Origin of the sequence: Microbacterium sp. Kw_RZR3, from assembly GCF_029222405.1 — a bacterium.
Taxonomy (GTDB): Bacteria; Actinomycetota; Actinomycetes; order Actinomycetales; family Microbacteriaceae; genus Microbacterium.
This window is the reverse complement of sequence record NZ_JARHXC010000228.1, coordinates 1-17,119: the sequence shown is the minus strand read 5'-3', so window position 1 is coordinate 17,119 and position 17,119 is coordinate 1. Positions and strand designations below refer to the sequence as shown.

General features: G+C 68.0%; 14 protein-coding genes. 1 reads left to right on the top strand and 13 read right to left on the bottom strand.

Features of this window, described 5'->3' with window-relative positions; translation table 11 throughout:
- Positions 1 to 18 precede the first annotated feature (18 nt).
- The 13 genes from dnaG to P2P98_RS12745 all read right to left on the bottom strand — a co-directional run bounded on the left by dnaG (position 19) and on the right by P2P98_RS12745 (position 16,549).
- Entirely contained in the window at positions 19 to 1,857 is a 1,839-nt protein-coding gene (gene dnaG, locus P2P98_RS12805; RefSeq protein ID WP_275800290.1) for a DNA primase, read from the bottom strand.
- Positions 1,857 to 3,179, bottom strand: coding sequence for a deoxyguanosinetriphosphate triphosphohydrolase (locus P2P98_RS12800; RefSeq protein ID WP_275800288.1), 1,323 nt, complete (start codon positions 3,177 to 3,179; stop codon positions 1,857 to 1,859). The genes dnaG and P2P98_RS12800 overlap by 1 nt, the downstream gene beginning before the upstream one ends.
- Before the next feature lies 1 nt (position 3,180).
- A complete protein-coding gene (dusB, locus tag P2P98_RS12795; RefSeq protein WP_275800287.1) occupies positions 3,181 to 4,347 on the bottom strand; it encodes a tRNA dihydrouridine synthase DusB in 1,167 nt (388 codons plus the stop codon).
- Positions 4,348 to 4,428: 81 nt separating this feature from the next.
- Entirely contained in the window at positions 4,429 to 5,112 is a 684-nt protein-coding gene (locus P2P98_RS12790) for a DsbA family oxidoreductase (RefSeq protein WP_058595605.1), read from the bottom strand.
- A 46-nt stretch (positions 5,113 to 5,158) separates the two neighbouring features.
- A complete protein-coding gene (locus P2P98_RS12785) occupies positions 5,159 to 5,965 on the bottom strand; it encodes an isoprenyl transferase (protein ID WP_275800286.1) in 807 nt (268 codons plus the stop codon).
- Positions 5,962 to 6,690: a DNA repair protein RecO gene (gene recO / locus P2P98_RS12780; RefSeq protein ID WP_275800285.1), complete on the bottom strand. Its 729-nt coding sequence runs from the start codon at positions 6,688 to 6,690 to the stop codon at positions 5,962 to 5,964. The genes P2P98_RS12785 and recO overlap by 4 nt, the downstream gene beginning before the upstream one ends.
- A 46-nt stretch (positions 6,691 to 6,736) precedes the next feature.
- Positions 6,737 to 7,117 (bottom strand): hypothetical protein, encoded by a 381-nt coding sequence (locus P2P98_RS12775; protein ID WP_275800283.1) that lies wholly within the window; start codon positions 7,115 to 7,117, stop codon positions 6,737 to 6,739.
- 5 nt (positions 7,118 to 7,122) lie between these two features.
- On the bottom strand, positions 7,123 to 7,989 hold the full coding sequence (locus P2P98_RS12770; protein WP_275800282.1) for a MafI family immunity protein: 867 nt from the start codon (positions 7,987 to 7,989) through the stop codon (positions 7,123 to 7,125).
- Positions 7,990 to 8,111: 122 nt separating this feature from the next.
- Complete coding sequence (locus tag P2P98_RS12765; RefSeq protein ID WP_275800281.1) at positions 8,112 to 8,504, bottom strand: DUF6188 family protein; 393 nt, start codon at positions 8,502 to 8,504, stop codon at positions 8,112 to 8,114.
- A gap of 7 nt (positions 8,505 to 8,511) precedes the next feature.
- Positions 8,512 to 9,057: an Imm26 family immunity protein gene (locus P2P98_RS12760; RefSeq protein ID WP_275800280.1), complete on the bottom strand. Its 546-nt coding sequence runs from the start codon at positions 9,055 to 9,057 to the stop codon at positions 8,512 to 8,514.
- A 644-nt stretch (positions 9,058 to 9,701) separates the two neighbouring features.
- Positions 9,702 to 10,445 (bottom strand): hypothetical protein, encoded by a 744-nt coding sequence (locus P2P98_RS12755; protein WP_275800279.1) that lies wholly within the window; start codon positions 10,443 to 10,445, stop codon positions 9,702 to 9,704.
- Between the two features lie 312 nt (positions 10,446 to 10,757).
- Complete coding sequence (locus P2P98_RS12750) at positions 10,758 to 11,153, bottom strand: DUF6188 family protein (RefSeq protein ID WP_275800278.1); 396 nt, start codon at positions 11,151 to 11,153, stop codon at positions 10,758 to 10,760.
- Positions 11,141 to 16,549, bottom strand: coding sequence for a DUF6531 domain-containing protein (locus P2P98_RS12745; protein ID WP_275800277.1), 5,409 nt, complete (start codon positions 16,547 to 16,549; stop codon positions 11,141 to 11,143). The genes P2P98_RS12750 and P2P98_RS12745 overlap by 13 nt, the downstream gene beginning before the upstream one ends.
- A gap of 269 nt (positions 16,550 to 16,818) precedes the next feature.
- Here P2P98_RS12745 and P2P98_RS12740 point away from each other — a divergent pair, with 269 nt between their 5' ends.
- The gene (locus tag P2P98_RS12740; RefSeq protein ID WP_081317249.1) at positions 16,819 to 17,100 is read left to right on the top strand and encodes a pyrophosphorylase; all 282 of its coding nucleotides are present in this window, start codon (positions 16,819 to 16,821) and stop codon (positions 17,098 to 17,100) included.
- Positions 17,101 to 17,119 lie beyond the last annotated feature (19 nt).

The following is a 17,119-nucleotide window of genomic DNA, read 5'->3' as shown; positions in this document are numbered from 1 at the left end:
TGCCGTTGGAGGGGACGGTCAGGACGCGATGAGCCGCTGGCGGTCCGCTTCGAGGTCGCGCAGTCTCATGCCGAGGCGCCGCCCTTCGTCGGTGTCGGCGGGCACGCGCTGCACCTCGCGTACGAGTTCGGCCTTCTCCCGTTCGATCTCTCGGACGAGGAGTCGACGCGAGAGGTCGTTGGCCGCGACGACCGCGCCTTCCTCGGTGCGAGCGGGGAACTCGGCCGTCAGCAGTTCGGCGGCGAGCGAGCGGAACGGCTCGCGAACCGACTCGACGGCGGTCACGGCCCAGCCGGGTTGCGACAGATCGGTGGATGCCAGGGCGCTGCGCACGGCCTCGAGGGCGGGATGGCCGAACGGCGTCTGCAGCGCGCGGAGGAAGAGCTCGGGCTCGATCCGGTGCCCGTACTGCAGGAACGCCATCATCGCGCCGCGCTCGAGGGCGACGTCACGGGTGTTGGGAAGCGAGGCGAGGGTGACCGAGATCGCCACCGGAGCTGAATCCTGCCCCTTCTGCGCGTGACGTTTCTCGGCCCGATCGGCGCCGCGCGCCGCCCGTTCGACCGCGGCCTGCACCTCGGGCATGTCGAGACCGAGGCGGCGGGCGAGCACCCGGACGTAGCCGGGGCGTAGCGCGGGATCGCGGATGTCGGCGACGATCGGGGCGGCCGCGCGAAGCGCCCCCGCGCGACCTTCGACGCTCCCGAGGTCGAAGTCCTTCAGCCGCTGGTCGATGACGAACTCGAACATCGGCGCTTTGGTGTCCATGAGGGCCCGCACGGCGCCGTCTCCGCGCTGGAGGCGCAGATCGCACGGGTCGAGACCCTCGGGAGCCACGGCGACGTAGGTCTGGGCCGCGAAGCGCTTCTCGTCGGCGAAGGCGCGCAGCGCCGCCTTCTGGCCGGCGGCATCCGGATCGAAGGTGAAGACCACCTCGCCCGACGAGCTGTCGTCGCCCATCACGCGGCGGAGCACGGTGATGTGGTCGCTGCCGAACGCGGTTCCGCACGACGCGATCGCGGTGGTGACGCCCGCGAGGTGGCACGCCATGACGTCGGTGTAGCCCTCGACCACGACGACCCGATGCGAGCGCGAGATGTCGCGCTTCGCGAGGTCGAGGCCGTAGAGCACCTGCGCCTTCTTGTAGATCGGCGTCTCGGGGGTGTTGAGGTATTTCGGTCCCTGGTCGTCGTCGTACAGCTTGCGCGCGCCGAAGCCGATGACCTGGCCGGTCACATCGCGGATGGGCCACACGAGCCGGCCGCGGAATCGGTCGTAAACCCCGCGCTGGCCTTGCGACACGAGGCCCGCCTGCAACAGCTCCTCGCGCGTGAACTTCTGCGCGAGGAGGTGGTCCATGAGGTGCGACCAGCCTTTCGGTGCATAACCGACGCCGAAGTGCGCCGCGGCGCCGGCGTCGAAGCCGCGGTCGCCGAGGAAGCGCCGGCCGGTCTCGGCCTCGGGCGTCATGAGCTGCGCGCGGAAGAACTCGGCGGCCGCGGCGTTCGCGGCGTATAGGCGCGAGCGCCCGGTCGTCTCGGGGGCGGGGCCGCCGTCTTCGTAGTGCAGCGTGTAGCCCACGCGCGCGGCCATCCGCTCGACGGCCTCGGTGAACGAGACGTGATCCATCGCTCGCAGGAACGAGTAGACGTCTCCCGACTCGCCACACCCGAAGCAGTGGTAGTAGCCGACCTGCGGTCGCACGTGGAAACTCGGACTGCGCTCGTCGTGGAAGGGACAGAGCCCCTTCATCGAGCCGACGCCCGCCGACTTCAGCGCGACGCGCTCACCGACGACGTCCGCGATGTTGACCCGCGCTTTGACCTCGTCGATGTCGGACTGGCGGATTCGGGCCATCAGGCATCCGCCCCGCGGGGCGCACGGGAGCCGGGGGCCCAGACGCCGAGCTCGGCGGCATCGACTTCTCCGACCAACCGGTTGTGCCAGGCGATCGCGAGTTGGTCGGTCAGGCTCGCGACCTGGTCGACGACGACCCGGCGGCGAGCGGTGTCGTCCGCCGCGGCGGCGAAATCGGGGGCGTGCAACGCGTCGAGGGCTCCCGGGTTCTCCCAGAGGGCGGATGCCAAGCGCTTGAGCACGTTCCGCTGCTCGCGGTACAGAACCTTGCGGCCGTCGATCGAGACCACGGTCGCGCCGATGATGCCCTTCAGCACGGCCATCTCGGTCTCGACCTCGGCGGGGACGATGACGCGCGCGCGGTAGCGCGTGAGCTCGTCGGCCGGGTAGGCCTCGCGCGTGGCCGCGGTCGCGGCGCGCGCGAAGCGTCCGATGAGGTCGGAGGTGAGGTTCTTCAGCCGGGCGAGAGCGGGGCGCGTGCCGTCGAAGGAGTGGATCCACTCGGGCATGGCCATGAGCCGGTCGAGCGCCTGCGCGAGGTCGTCGCGCACGAAGTCGTACCCGACCCAGCGCTGGATCGCGTCGAGCAGCCCCTCACGACCGACCCGGGATGCCAGCCGGGCGGGATCGACGTACCGGTTGACGACGGCGTCTTCGAAATCGTGCACCGAGTACGCGATGTCGTCGGAGAGGTCCATGACCTCTGCCTCGATGCAGCGCTGTCGGGCGGGGGCTCCCCCGCGCATCCAGTGGAAGACCGGTTCGTCGTCGGGGTAGACGCCGAACTTCAGACGCCCGCCCGGGTCGGGCACGGGCTCGTCGACCGTCCACGGGTATTTGCAGGTGGCGTCGAGGCTGGCGCGCGTCAGGTTGAGACCGAACGGCTCCCCTTCGGCGCCGAACACCTTGGGCTCGAGGCGCGTGAGGATGCGCAGGGTCTGCGCGTTGCCCTCGAAGCCGCCGATGTCGGACGCCCAGTCGTTCAGCGCCCGCTCGCCGTTGTGGCCGAACGGGGGGTGACCGAGGTCGTGGCTGAGGCAGGCCGTGTCGACGACGTCGGGTGAGAGCTGCAGCGCGGTGGCGAGCTCGCGCCCGACCTGCGCGACCTCGAGCGAGTGCGTGAGGCGATTGCGCGCGAAGTCGGCCGGGCTCGCGGGGCTCAGCACCTGCGTCTTCGCCGCGAGACGCCGGAGTGCCGCGGAGTGCAGCACGCGGGCACGATCGCGCGCGAAGTCGTCGCGCTGCGAGCGGTGCTTCTCTTCGTGGAACCGGGCGGCATCGGCATCCGCGTACCCGAGGGGGCGGGCGGAGGCCACCGTCACCTCAGCCGCCACTGTGGTGCAGCTCCGCTTCGGCGAGTTCGCGGCCGGCGGCGTCGCCGATCTCGCGCGAGTCGAGCCAGCCGTCCGGCAGCGCGGGACGCTTCGGCGTGCCCGCGCGACCGCGCTGGCCCTCGGCCGCTGCCCCCGGGTAGGGGGCGTCGAGCTCCATGGTCGCGAGTAGCTCGTCGATCTCGTCGAGGGTCGACGCGGTCGCGAGGCTCGCCCGCAGCTCCCCGCCGACGGGGTACCCCTTGAAGTACCAGGCGACGTGCTTGCGGATGTCGCGGCATCCGCGCCCTTCGTCTTCGAAGAACTCGACGAGGAGTTCGGCGTGGCGACGGAAGGCTCTCGCGACGAATCCCAGGGTCGCGTCGACGGGCTCGCAGTGGGCGGCGCCCGGCTGGCCCAGCGCCCGGGCGAGGTCGCCGAAGAGCCACGGGCGCCCGAGGCATCCGCGACCGACCACGACGCCGTCGCAGCCGGTCTCGGCCATTATGCGCGCGGCGTCGTCGGCCGACCAGATGTCGCCGTTGCCGAGGACCGGCACGCTCGTGACGGTCTCTTTCAGCTTCGTGATCGCCGACCAGTCGGCGTGGCCCGAGTAGAACTCGCTCGCGGTGCGCGCGTGCAGGGCGATGGATGCCACTCCCGCTCCTTCGGCGATGCGCCCGGCCTCGAGGTAGGTCAGGTGATCGGCGTCGATGCCCTTGCGCATCTTGATCGTGAGGGGCTTGTCGCCCGCCGCGCGGACCGCCCGTTCGACGATCTCACGGAACAGGGACGTCTTCCACGGGAGGGCGGCACCGCCGCCGCGCCGGGTGACCTTCGGAACGGGGCAGCCGAAGTTGAGGTCGATGTGGTCAGCGTGGTCTTCGTCGACGATGATGCGCACGGCCGCTTCGACCGTCGCCGGGTCGACGCCGTAGAGCTGGATCGAACGCGGGGTCTCGGACTCGTGGTGGCGGATCAGCCGCATGGTCGTGTCGTTGCGCTCGACGAGGGCGCGCGTCGTGATCATCTCGCTCACGTACAGCCCGGCACCGTACTCGCGACACAGGCGACGGAACGCCGTGTTCGTGATGCCGGCCATCGGAGCGAGGACGACGGGGGCGTCGAGCTCGATGTTGCCGATGCGGAGCGTCCGCGCCGGAGCCAATGCCGTGTTCACTGTCTCATTCTCCCAGACGTCGTGCGACAGCGGTGCCCGCTCCGGCCGAAGCCGGGTGCGGACACCGCTGTGGAGGAAAAGTCAGGCGTCGGCGGTCGCGGATGCCTCGCGGCGCTCGCCCCACACCTGACGGGCGATCTGGCTGAACGCCTCGACCGGCTGCGCTCCACTCACCCCGTACTTGCCGTCGATCACGAAGAACGGCACGCCCGTGATCCCGAACTGCTGCGCCTGCTCCTGGTCGGCGCGGACCGCGGCACGGTAGCGCTGCGATGCGAGGGCCTCACGGGCGGCATCCTCGTCGAGACCGACCTCCACCGCCAGAGCGACGAGGTCGTCGTCGCGACCCACGTGCTTGCCCTCGAGGAAGTACGCCGACATGAGGACCTCGGCCAGCTCCAGCTGCTTGCCGTTCTCCTTCGCGAAGTGCAGCAGCTCGTGGGCTTTGACGGTGTTGGTGTGCTGGAGGATGTCGAAGCGGTACGCCAGTCCCGCCTCGGCGGCGACGCCGGTGACGCGATCGAGCATCTCGCGTGCCTGGTCTGGAGAGATGCCCTTGTGCTGCGAGAGGTAGTCGACCTCGCCGCCGTGGAAGTCCTCGGGGGTGTCGGGCGAGAGCTCGAACGAGTGGTACTCGATCTCGACGACCGGGGCGTCGTCGTCGTCGGCCGTGGCGGCCAGGCCGTTCTCGAGGTTCCGCTTGCCGATGTAGCACCAGGGGCAGGCGATGTCACTCCACACGTCGATCTTGATGGCATCCGTCATATCGGGCACAACCCTTCAGGTGAGCGATCTATTCCGATCGCGGTATTCATTTCCCGGTGGGGGTGTCGATCGCGCCGCCGAACCGTCGATCGCGCGAGAGGTACAGCCCGATGGCTTCCCACAGGTGCGTGCGGCGGAAGTCGGGCCACAGCGTGTCGAGGAAGACCATCTCGGCGTACGCCGACTCCCACAGCAGGAAGTTCGAGGTGCGCTGTTCGCCGCTCGACCGCACGAAGAGGTCGACGTCGGGCATGTCGGGCTGGTACAGGTGCTTGCGGATCAGCTTCTCGGTCACGGCGGACGGCTTGAGCTTGCCGGCGGCGATGTCGTCGCCGATGCGGCGCATGGCATCCACGATCTCCACCCGCCCGCCGTAATTGACGCACATCGTCAGCGTCAGGGTCGAGTTGCCCTCGGTGAGGCGTTCCGCGTGCTGGAGCTCCTTGATGACCGAGCCCCAGAGGCGCGGCTTGCGACCCGACCAGCGGATGCGCACGTCCCACTCGTTCAGCTGATCGCGGCGGCGGTGCAGCACCTCGCGGTTGAAGCCCATGAGAAAGCGCACTTCCTCGGGTGAGCGCGACCAGTTCTCGGTCGAGAACGCATACACCGACAGGTGCTTCACCCCGGCCTGGATCGCCCCGGCCACGACGTCCAGCAACGCGGCCTCGCCCTGCCGGTGCCCTTCGATGCGCGTGAGCCCCTGACGGTTGGCCCAGCGGCCGTTCCCGTCCATGACGATCGCGACGTGCTCGGGAACCGACCCCTTCGGGTACGCGGGCGGGTACTCCCCCGTCCAGTCGAGGGGGCGGTACGGCACGGCGTCGCGGTGCGTGAACGGCTTGGGCGTCATCGGTGCGTCTCCAAGTGCGAGAGGGAACGGATGCCACGCTCCAGATGGAACTGCGCGTACGCGGCCACGAGACCCGAGGCCGCCGAGATCGTGCGTCCGGGGGCGGCGTCGATGGTCTCCCACTCCCCCGCCATGAGGGCGCGGAGCATGTCGACCGTCTCACGCGCGACCCGGGGCGAGCCCGCGGGAGCGCACGTCGAACAGACCACGCCGCCGAGCTGGGCGAGGAAGTACGGGTGATCGCCGACCGTGCCGCAGCGCGCGCACTCGGTCAGCCCCGGCGCCCAGCCCGAGAGGGCCATGGCGCGGAGCAGATAGGAATCGAGGACGCTGCGCTCCGCGTGATCGCCGCGCGCGAGGGAGCGCAGACCGCCCACGAGCAGAAGGTACTGCTGCGGGGTGGCCTCCGCCTCGTTCAGTCGGTCGGCGGTCTCGACCATCGCGCTGGCGGTGGTGTATCGGTCGTAGTTGACGACGATGTCGGCTCCGTACGAGCCGAGCGACTCGGCCTGCTGCACGATGTCGAGGTTGCGCCCCTTGAACAGCTGCACGTCGGCGACCATGAAGGGCTCCAGGCGCGACCCGAACTTCGACGACGTGCGGCGCACGCCCTTCGCGACCGCGCGGATCTTGCCGTTGCGGCGGCTGAGGAGGGTGAGGATGCGGTCCGCCTCCCCGAGCTTGTGGGTACGCAGGACCACGACTTCGTCGCGGTAGGTGGGCACAGTCCATTATCGGGCCCGCCGCCGAGAGGCGGCGGTGCGCCGCGCCTCAGGACGCGGGCGTCAGGGTGACGAGAACGCTGCTCGCTTCGCCCGGGACGTCGACGGACACGGTCGCGAGGTGGGCGCCGGCGGTGGGAAGTGGCATCCGTTCGATCTCTCCGGACAGGAAGGACCCGAACGCGACGACGCCGTCGGAGAGGAGAAGCGTTGCGGTGAGGACCTCGGCGAAACCGTCGACGGGCGCTGCGTCGATGCGGACGCGGAGCGTGACCTCCCCCGCCAGGTCGTCTCGGGTGGCGATCAGGATTGCCGTCGTCGTCGCCACGGCCGGTTCGTCGCCGGTCTCCCACTCCGGGAACTCGGGCGCGCCCGGGGAGAAAATCGCGACCTGCGCGTTGAGCGGGGTGACGCAGAGCTGTCGATCCATGTCGGTCATCCTTCCGCAGGCGCGTCACCGAGGAAGGCGACGGTCTCGTCGAGGCCCATCGCCCGTCCGACGGTGAGGAGGCGGTTGCGCTGCGCGGCATTGAGCGGAGCGTCCGCGTCGAGAATCTTGTCGCAGAGCAGGTCCAGCGCGATTCCGGGCTCCGCATGGTCGGCCAGGTCGGTGACGTCGCGCAGCACTGCCGGATCCAGGATGCCGCTGAGGTCCCCGCAGAGGGACGTGATCTCCGCGCTCGCCCATCGCGCGATTCCCGGCGCGTGGGCGTTCGTCTCGTCCGCAGACCCGAGGAGACGGAGCTGTCCCACCACGTGCGGGCCTCCGTAGACGAGCAGGTGAGCGCCGGGGATCATTGCTTCAGAGAACGGCGCGCCCGGGACGAGCACGCCGACGCTGCAGGGCGTCCATCGCGCTGCCGACGGCACGTGGGCAAGGTGCACGCGGATGCCGAACGCGTCGCGTTCCGACGTGGCGGCCGCGAGAACGGCGGCCGTCGGAAAGTAGCTCTCGCCGGTCGGCGGACCCGAGCGGCGGCCGCCCGCGCTCCGCGGATGGAAGATGATCTCGCCCGCGAGGTCTGTCATCGGTGTTTCTTCCCGGTGGGTGTCGAGGCGTTGGAGGCGCTCGTTCGTCGTGAGGCCGTCGGCGGGGACGGTGCGGTCCGTCCATATCCCACCGCGCTGCACCCATTCCGATCGAAATCGTTCGGTGGACGTCAGCAGGGAGTCCTGGTAGCCCCACTCGACGCCGCAGCAGGGACAGTACTCGTAGGTCGGGCAGCGGCCATCGAGTCCCCACGGAGGGTCGTCTGAGAAGTACCCGCAGACGCGACACAGGTGCGCGGAGGGGAGCCTCATCCGCACAACTTGCGAGGGGGAACGTGGTTGACCGCAGCTCGGTCTATTCGACGGACAGACAACGAGTGGGCGAAGAAGATCTGGCCGTAAGTGACGGATCGCACGGAGATGCTCCTTCCCTATCAGCTGGTCCATATTGTCAAGTCGCCGCCCGGCATCGATATGACGAGCGTCCGCGGATTCCCCGGCCCAGAGTAACTCCACGCCTCGTAGTCGGGATCGGGAGGGATTCGCAGCACGGTCGAGTCGTCGAACGCGATCCGCAATTCGTGGCTCACGATCTCGGCTCCGGTGACGCGTCGCCCGAACAGAGCCAAGACCTCGCCCAGGGCCTTCTTGTCTCCGTCAGGATCCAGGAGCACCTCCGTTGAGCCTGGACGGGTCAGTGCGAACTCCGTCTCGATGGTGACGACATCGCCTTCGGAGAAGCGAAGGGTGAGGCGGTGGTCGACGCCGATGAACTCGAGGTCGCCGCCGTTCGAGAACATCTCGGGTGCAGAATGATGTGCGCTCATGTTCGACTCACAATGTTCCGAGAACATCCACGGATTTTGGCTGGTTAGCTACAAGAAGATCATCGAACGCCGGTAGCCAACGTTCTCGACCTGCGTGGGCTCGGACGGCCTTCTCCAACACCAACGGCGAGTTGTACGTCCTGCGAGGGAAGATCTCGGCTTCCTCTGGGGCGGCCGCGCGCATCTTGGTACCCCGGAAGTTCAGGATTTTCATGCCTCTGGCGCGAGGATCTCCTGTCCTGTACGCGGGGGCGAATCGTTCCGGCTGGGAATCGGAATGCCCGATCAGCTCCCACATTCCCGGGCGGAACCTCGCGTCGAACACGATCGCCCCGAAAAGGGGCCGCGAGGCGAGTGCGTGGGTCGGGTTCGCGCGAGCTTCGGATGCTGTCCTGCATTCGTCGAAGATGACAACGAACCACGCATGCAGGTACTCGCAGATGACGTGCCCCACGTACACGTGCCGATCGTCGATGCCTATTGTGAAGATGTCGCCCTCGCGAATGGCGTATACCGGGCTGCTCTTTGCCAATTCGAACTCCTCACGCTCCATGTCTTTGATTGATCATCGAAGGAGCCGACTACTCGTCGACCACTGCGATGGAGGGATAGGAAACCCAGCGCGGGTCGCCCGCGATGGCGAGCCTCGTCGCCAGAGAGAGACATTGCTGGAGATCTGTATTGCGTCCGCCATCACAGAGTTCGGAAAGCTCCTCGAGGTCCACGATCCGAGGCTCGGTCGCCTCCCCTTTAACCTCATACCGCCGGGATCTGAAGCGCTCTGGCATCCACTGAGGACCGACACCGGCGGTTCGCCGAAATCTTACGGATGTGAACATTTTCTGCCCTCGTACGGGTCCACTGAAGACTGCTGGTCTTGCGCGTCCTAGTCGTCCGTGGGGGCGGCGAATGGAAAGCCCACCCATCGTGAGTCGTGGGCGTCAGCGAGCCGCCCGGCAAGTGTGAGGCACATCTGAAAATCAGTACCACCGCCCAGACAGCGTTGAGCCAGGCCGTAGAAGTCGACGATGGAGTTCGGCGGACAATCCTCTATGATCTCAAGCCGACGTCGTCGCAACCGTGACGGGAGCCACCGAGGGCCCCCTGGGGGTGCATATCTGAACTTGACAGTTTCGATGTCTGGCATGTGTGGCCTCACTTCTCTGCTCTCCGCCGTTTCCTGTTGGTGCGACGGGATCAGGAACCCGGAACGATCTGCCACTTCCGCTGCTGTTCTTCGAAGGTGGTGATGGTGCCGAGCGCGCTGGGATCAACGTGCTTCTCCACCAGATAGCAGGGTCCGGGATAGAAGTCTTCGTCGAAGGGGTCGATACCGAGCTCACGGCAGTACCGCTCCAACATCTCGGGCGTGAATCGGTCTTTCACCCGGCGCTGCTCGTAGACGTTGAGGTCCTCGAAGCTCAGTGGCTCGCCCTTCGCTTCGAAGAGCCACTTCGAACCCGATTGACGCGCCAGGTAGATGCTCCAGGTCGGGGGCGCTATAGACCGCTGACTGCCAGGGTCGTACTCGGTGTAGCGGAAGACTCGGGCGCCGAGCCGCCCGAGCTTGCCGTCGGGCGTCTCCCTTTCGTCGGGAGAGTAGCCGACAAGTACGCCATCCGTACGTCGTGCTTTCGTCAGGACCGCGATGTCGCTGACCGGGTCTCCCCCTGTCGCGAGGTTGTCGAAGATTGCCGACCATTCTGCGCTCCGTGTCGCGGCGACGATGATCCGTGTCGAGTCGCCTGTGAGAGGTTCCAGGAGCGGCATGACGGTTCGCAGGGGTGCTTCATGAACCTGAATGCGGCAGGTGTGACCGAGCCGATCGAACCACTCGCTGTATGCATGAACGAGAGATTCGGGTGAGCTGCGGATGAATCCCATACTCTTCGTCGCGGGATAGAAGGTGTCTCCGAACAAGCTCTGCATAAGTCCGCTCATCAGTCGAGAGTGTGAAGATGGACGATCCCGAGAGATCGGTTGCCAACATCCTCTCTTCGTGAAGGGGGCCTCTGTTCGATCTGGTCCGGTCCCACTCCACATAGTGTCACTGTCGGTCGAGAAAGTACTGCAGGTCCGGACGGTTCACGCCGACACGGACACCGTCGTAGTTGACTTGCTGCTGGTTGATACGAATGTCTCCTGCTCGCAACTGAGTGAGACGGTCCACTTTGTTTTGTACCGCCAGGTTCTGAGAGGCGGAATTGCAATCCTTGCGGGAGCGGGGGTACCCCTGGAGGGCGAAGCGCGGGATCAGGAGCTCCAAATCGCTAACTCGCCACCCGGCATCGAGATGATTTTTGTCGGAGGCTTCTCGGCGCCAGAGTAGCTCCACGCCTCATAATCTTCGCTAGGCGGCACCCGTAGCAGCAGATGATTATCGAACTTAATTTGCAACTCTCCGTCGACAATGAAAACACTTGTGACCGTGCGACCGAAAAGGTCGAGGAATTCGCCAAGGGTCTTCTTATCACCGTCCGGGTCGAACCGCTGCTCGGGATCCCCGTGCCTGAGCAAAAAGAAATCTGTCTCTATGGTGACAACCTCCCTCCCGGAGAAGCGAAGAGTGAGACGATGGTCGACACCGATGAAATCGACCGTGCTACTTTCGGAGATAGTAATCAGTGCTGTGGGATCTATTGGGGCCATTGGAGATAAATCCCCTCGTAGTCGGCAGGTATATGGCTCGCTGGCTTCGAGCCTGGCTTGCCCGTTGTGGGGTCCAGCCATTGCCCGACGTCGTTGCTGTATCGCGAGTACCCGTTTGGATATCGGTCCGTTGGGTCCATGATTCGGATGGTGTTGGAGTCCATGTTGTTGCCCGCGTTGATGACACCGACCATATCCGGATCCTGCGCGACCAGACCCTTCCCGTTGTCGGCTTCCCTGAACGCCCATCCGGAAGGTACGTCGTAGATGGTGCCTTGGGGAGTCGCAACGAAAGTCGTGCCGCTGGACGGAATCACTGTCGTGTCAGTGACCGACGGTCGAACGGGAACCTCATCAAGTTTGGCGACCGCGTTGCTGGCGGGGATGCGGTTGAGGGCTCCGGCGGTGACGGCGGACATGGTCGCGCCGGTGGCGGCGGTGGAGAGGAGTCCGCCGGGGGTGATGGGTTGCCCGCTGATGAGGTATTGGGCGGTGTTTTCTACGGCACCTTCGGCGGCGTTGACGCCGGTGCGGGCGAGGAGGCCGCCGGCGGCTCCGGCGCCGGGGATGAGGCCGAATGCTCCGCTGAGGGCGACTTGGCCCCAGTTGACGTCGCCGGTGGTGGCTTTTTGGATGATGGTGTCGGCGCCGGCGCCGATGAGCATGGCCCCCACCGGGCCGCCGACGCCGGTGGCGATCATGACGCCTCCGGCGATGACCATGGCGCCGCCGGCGACGTATTCCCAGTTGTCGTTCCACCATTCGCCGATGGCGTTGCCGGCGGTGGCGAGGGCACCTTGGTGGGCGTTGGCGTAGGCGGTGAGTTGTTCGTCGGTGACGGGTTGCAGGCCGAGGGGGTCGGTGGCGTGGAGGGGGTCGTTACCGGCGTACGAGTACGGGTTCGCTGACCAGGCGGCGCCGGCGGGTGCGGTGAGGGGGTCGGTGCTGAGGAATCCGCGGGTGGCGGGGTCGTAGGCGCGGGCGCCCATCCATTCCAGTCCCGCGACCGCGAGACCCCCGGCGGGGCTAATCCCGACGGCTCCGCCGCCGAGGGCGTTGGCGGTGGTGAGGGCCTGCCAGGGGTCGTCGGTGGTGGTGGTGCGGGTGCCGCGCCATCCGCCGGTGGTCCAGGTGTCGCCGATGCCGGTGAGGGAGCCGGGGGCGTGGAACACGTCGATGTCCCCGACGGTGAGGGGGGTGGCGGCGTAGGGGCCGGCATCCCAGGTCAGGGGGATGCCGTCGATCTCGGCGAGCTCGCCGAGCGCGTTCACGCGCAGGTCGGTGCGGCGCTGTCCGTCGGGGGTGTGTGCGGTGATCGCACGGATCCACCCGCGGTCATCCCACGTGTACTCGGTCGATCCGGTGGGGGTCGTCTCGCGGGTGCGGCGCCCCTGCCCGTCGTAGGCATAGGTCGTGTCGCCCTCGGGTGCGGTGACGGTGAGGAGTTGCCCGGCGAGGTCGTACGCGAACGAGCGCTCCACGTCGTCCCGGGTTTCGCGGATGAGGCGGCCGGCGGTGTCGTACTCCCAGGCGTTGGCGTGTCCGTCGCTGACGGCGGAGAGGAGTTGCCCGGCGTCGTCATGGGTGTACCGGGTGGTGCCGTCGGGGCCGTCGACGGCGGTGATGCGGCCGTCGTTGTCACGGGTGATGCGGGTGAGGGTGGCGCCGTCGGCGTCGGTGCGGGTGTGCGCGACGGGGTACCCGTCCTGGTACTCCCAGGTCTGGAGGCTGTCGCCGGCGCGGGCTTCGAGGATCCGTCCGAACGCATCGCGGGTGTAGTGCACCGCACCCAGACGGGAGTGATCGATGCGGGTGAGGTGCCCGGCGGCATCCCGCGCGTAATCGACCGTCACCCCCTCGGCAGTGATCAGACGGGTGCGAGCACCATCAGCGTCGTACTCCCACCGGGTGGAGCGACCATCCGTGGTGCGCTCGGCGAGGCGGTCCAGCCGCGTGAACCGGAGGGTGTGGGTGGTGGGCTCGTCGGTGGTGTGGTCGATGATCGTCGCCGTGCGAGCCCGCGCGTCGCGACGGATCGAGGTGACCCGCTTGCCGTTGACGGTGAGCCCGGACTCGAGGCCGGCGTCGTCGTACGACCATTCCGTCACGGTCCCGTCGGGGCTGGTCTGCCGGATCTGACGACCCGCGGCGTCGTAGTCGGCGGTGGTGACCCGCCCCAGCGGGTCGGTCTGCGACGCGACCTTGTCGAGCTGGGTGTATGTGCGGGTGGTGACCCCGCCGGCGGGGTCGGTGATCGACACCACCCGCCCCCGCTCGTCATACGCATACCGTGTCACCCCACCGATCCCATTGGTCGCGGTGATCAGCTGACCGGCCGCGTCGTAGGAGAAGCGACGGATGCCGAACCGGGTGTCGTGCGAGAAGGTCAGGCGTCCGACTTTGTCGTAACCGAAACGGGCAACACCCCCGCCGGGGACGTGCTCGCGTACCACCCGTCCAGTTGCGTCGTACTCGACCTCCACACGTTCCCCCGTGGGAAGGACACGGGCGATCACGCGGGAATCGACGTCGTACTCCAACGCCGTTCGAGCCCCCGTCGGGTCGACGGCGGCGACCGGGCGCCCGCACGAGTCGTACTCATACCGGGTCGTGCGACCGGCCGGGGTCGTGACGGCGGTGACACGGCCCGCGCGGTCGCGTTCGAGGCGAGTGAGCCCGCCGTCCGCGTTCAGCACCTCCACCGGACGACCACAGGGATCGTAGGTGACCAGCGACGCGTCGCCCGCGGCATCCTGGATCTTCTCCGGACGACCGAACGAGTCGTAACGGACCGAGGTCTGCTCGAACGCCGTCTGGACCGTGCGGGTCGTGTCGGTCCGGGACACCTCGGCCGACACACCGGTCGGATCCGTCGTCCGCGTCAGCTCGCCGACCGCGTCGTACTCGCGGGTCCAGACGCCGCCTGCGGGGTCGGTGATCTCGCGGAGCCGGGAGAGGGCGTCGTGGGTGAAGCCCCACGCGGCACCACCCGGAAGGGTGACGCCGGTGACGTTGCCGAAGGCGTCGAACGACCGGTCGATCGCGCGGCCGAGGGGGTCGGTGGTGCGGGTCAGGCCCCCGTGCGGGCCGTACTCCAGCTCTGTCCGCGCACCCAGCGGGTCGACGATCGCGGTGATCTGTCCGCCGGGGCCGTGCTCGTAGCGCCAGATCGCGCCGTCGGGGTCCTCCCGGCTCAGCAGCGAACCCTCGGGGCTATAGGTGTACCGGGTGATCGCACCGAGCGGGGTGATCGCCTGCGTCACCCGGCCCGCGCCGTCGCGGACGAGGGCAGCGGTGGCGCCGTCCGCGTTGCGCGTGGCGATGAGTTCGCTGTGCGCGTCGTACTCGAAGCGGAGGATCACGCCCTCGGGGTCGCGGGCGCGGCGGAGGAGCCCGTTCTCCCAGTCGAGCTCGGTGACGCCCCCGCCGGGGTCGGTGATCCGCGACGGGTTGCGCTCCAGATCGTTGGGGTAGTCGTAGGTGACGATGCCGCCGTCGGCGGTGACGACGGTGGTGACGCGGTCGTGGTCGTCGTAGCCGTAGGTGATGTCGGCACCGTCAGGGGTGACCGTACGGGTCTTCCGTCCCCGGTCGTCGTACGCGTGGACGGTGATACGTCCCTCACGGTCGGTGACCGAGACGAGGTTCCCGGCCGGGTCGTACGCCATCGACTGGCGGTTGCCGTCCGTGTCGATGACCCCGACGAGCCGGCCCTTACGGTCGGCGATCCACGTGTTCGCGTTCGCCCCGTCGCTGTCGGCAACCTCCGTCACCCGACCCGACAGGTACGTGAAGCGGGTGTGACGCCCGAACTCCGTGACCTGCTCCCGCACCCGCCGCTGCGCGTCGTACACGTTCGTGCACTCGATCACCCCGGCGGCCGAGACCACCTGGTCGATGAGGTCGTCGTCGTTCCATCGGTACGTCCGCGTCCCCGCCGGCCCCGACACCGCGGTCAGGCGTCGGTGTTCGTCGTAGAGGTACTCGACGCGGCGACCGTCGGAGGAGGTGACGGATGCCACGAGCCCATCGACGTACTCCACGTCCACGCGCCGGTTGCGGGAGTGCTCGAGCGCGACGATCGCGCCCGCGGCATCCCGGTGGACGGTAACGGTGTTGCCCGCCCCGGCACCCGCACCGAGCCAGTCGCCGCCGGTGGTGAACGCCCACCACGCCCCCGCGTTGTCGGTGACGAGCAGCCCGTCGGGCGCGGTCAGCCCCCGAGCCGCGAGCTCCGCCGCGCTGGCGCGGTTGAGCCAGTAGTTCTCCCCCGTGCCGCGGGCCCAGTCGCGCCCGTCGACGCCGAACACGATCTGCCGCCCGTCCGCCCTCACGAACCGGGCATCGTCCTCACCCAGCAGCAGCATGGTGTCTAGGATCGAGGACCATCCGAGGCCGAACACCCCGGCCCCGTCGTTGAGGGAGTTGTACATGCGTGTCAGCGACAGCAGCGCCGTCGCCGCGGGGAACGGCAGGTCGTTCTCCGGCTCGAGGAAGTTGCCGGTGGCGGAGTTGACCGGGTCGTTCACGAACCCCGTCGTCGGGGCGCCACCCCACGCGGTCGGGGGGTCGATGGTCAGGTCCTGACGGGTCGCGGACACCCCCGCCGCGGCCAGCGACGCCGCCAACGCGGCATCCGACACCGTCCCGATCCCGCCATTGGTCCCGGCGTCCTCGAACGCTTGAGCGATCGTGTTCGCCCACGCCGTGTCATTCGCATTCGCGCTCAACCAGGCCTGGAAACCTGACACCACGGGACCGACGTCGATCCCCCCGAAATCGCACGTCGCCATGAACTGGCTCGCAGCCGACGACACTCGTCCGGGGTGAGCGGAGAGCTCCGCATCCAGGTTGGAATTTCCCGTGGCGAAGGTCCGGAGGTTCTCGGGTCGGGCAGAGGACGTTCCGCCACCGCCGCCCCCACCGGAGGCCGGCGTCTGCCGCGGTGAGGTCGGCACCGCAGAAGCGTTGAAGACCGGCGGTTCGATCTCGCCGCCCTGCGGCGGCGGCTCTTCACCGAAGATGTCGTCCCACGTCGCGTCCAGCCAGTTCGACCGCCGCGCCTCGACCCGGGCCTTCCACTCGCGTGCGCGCCTGCGGCGAGCGTTCTCCTCGCGCGCCGCGTCGCTCAACCGTCCGATGAACGACGACACGTCCCGCAGCCGCGCCGCGAGCTCGCGGGCGTCGCTCGCGGCGGTCGTCGCGTTGGTCGCGAAGAGCTCGCTGAAGGCGCCCTGGAAGTCTTCCTTCGCGGTGGCGGCGTACGACGCGCGTGACGCCGTCTGGCCTTCCACGGCGGCCGCCGCCGCGTTCGCGGCGGAGCCCACCGCGTCCGCCAGACCGAAGTCGTAGGTCAGATCCGGTGCCCCGTACACCTCGAGATCGACATCGCTCATCGAAACCCCCCACTGGTTCGGCGGTCGCCCAGAGAACGCGGCGACCGCTCACGACCGCAAGAGCTTAGCCCCGGGTTCGTCGAAGCATCAGGGTCTTGTGGCAGGTTCTCATGCGTCCCTCATAAACCCAGATCGAGGAGCCGTTCCGTCCCAATAACCGCCTCCGCCGCCGCTCGTCAACACCTGGACACCTCCCGCGACGTTGTTTATCGTCGTGTCGTCATGAACGGCGTGCAGTGGGTGCGCCGCGCGAAGCAAAAGGGGAAATGATGTCGCGCGTTCTTTCTACCGAGCAGGCCAAGTCGGCCATTCAGCAGATCCAGTCGATCGTGAACGGGGGCTTCACCGACCAGATCTCGCAGCTCGACGCCCAGGGTCGCATCCTGTCGGACCCGAACGTCTGGGACGGCCCCCTCGCCGCCCAGTTCCGCGGCTCCACCTGGCCCGAGACCAAGGCTGCGCTCGACAAGGCCAAGCAGGAGCTCGAAGAGCTGCGCACGCAGCTCAACTCCATCTCGCAGAACATCTTCTCGGCGGGTGGCGGCTCCTGAGCCTCCCCCACCGCGACGC

Bases quoted from the DNA above. Each gene is read 5' to 3' on its own strand.
- P2P98_RS12750 (WP_275800278.1), bottom strand. From the start codon at position 11,153: ATGGCCCCAATAGATCCCACAGCACTGATTACTATCTCCGAAAGTAGC.
- P2P98_RS12755 (WP_275800279.1), bottom strand. From the start codon at position 10,445: ATGAGCGGACTTATGCAGAGCTTGTTCGGAGACACCTTCTATCCCGCG.
- P2P98_RS12770 (WP_275800282.1), bottom strand. From the start codon at position 7,989: ATGAGGCTCCCCTCCGCGCACCTGTGTCGCGTCTGCGGGTACTTCTCA.
- P2P98_RS12785 (WP_275800286.1), bottom strand. From the start codon at position 5,965: ATGACGCCCAAGCCGTTCACGCACCGCGACGCCGTGCCGTACCGCCCC.
- P2P98_RS12760 (WP_275800280.1), bottom strand. From the start codon at position 9,057: ATGGAGCGTGAGGAGTTCGAATTGGCAAAGAGCAGCCCGGTATACGCC.
- P2P98_RS12790 (WP_058595605.1), bottom strand. From the start codon at position 5,112: ATGACGGATGCCATCAAGATCGACGTGTGGAGTGACATCGCCTGCCCC.
- P2P98_RS12745 (WP_275800277.1), bottom strand. From the start codon at position 16,549: ATGAGCGATGTCGATCTCGAGGTGTACGGGGCACCGGATCTGACCTAC.
- P2P98_RS12765 (WP_275800281.1), bottom strand. From the start codon at position 8,504: ATGAGCGCACATCATTCTGCACCCGAGATGTTCTCGAACGGCGGCGAC.
- P2P98_RS12775 (WP_275800283.1), bottom strand. From the start codon at position 7,117: ATGGATCGACAGCTCTGCGTCACCCCGCTCAACGCGCAGGTCGCGATT.
- P2P98_RS12740 (WP_081317249.1), top strand. From the start codon at position 16,819: ATGTCGCGCGTTCTTTCTACCGAGCAGGCCAAGTCGGCCATTCAGCAG.
- dnaG (WP_275800290.1), bottom strand. From the start codon at position 1,857: ATGGCCCGAATCCGCCAGTCCGACATCGACGAGGTCAAAGCGCGGGTC.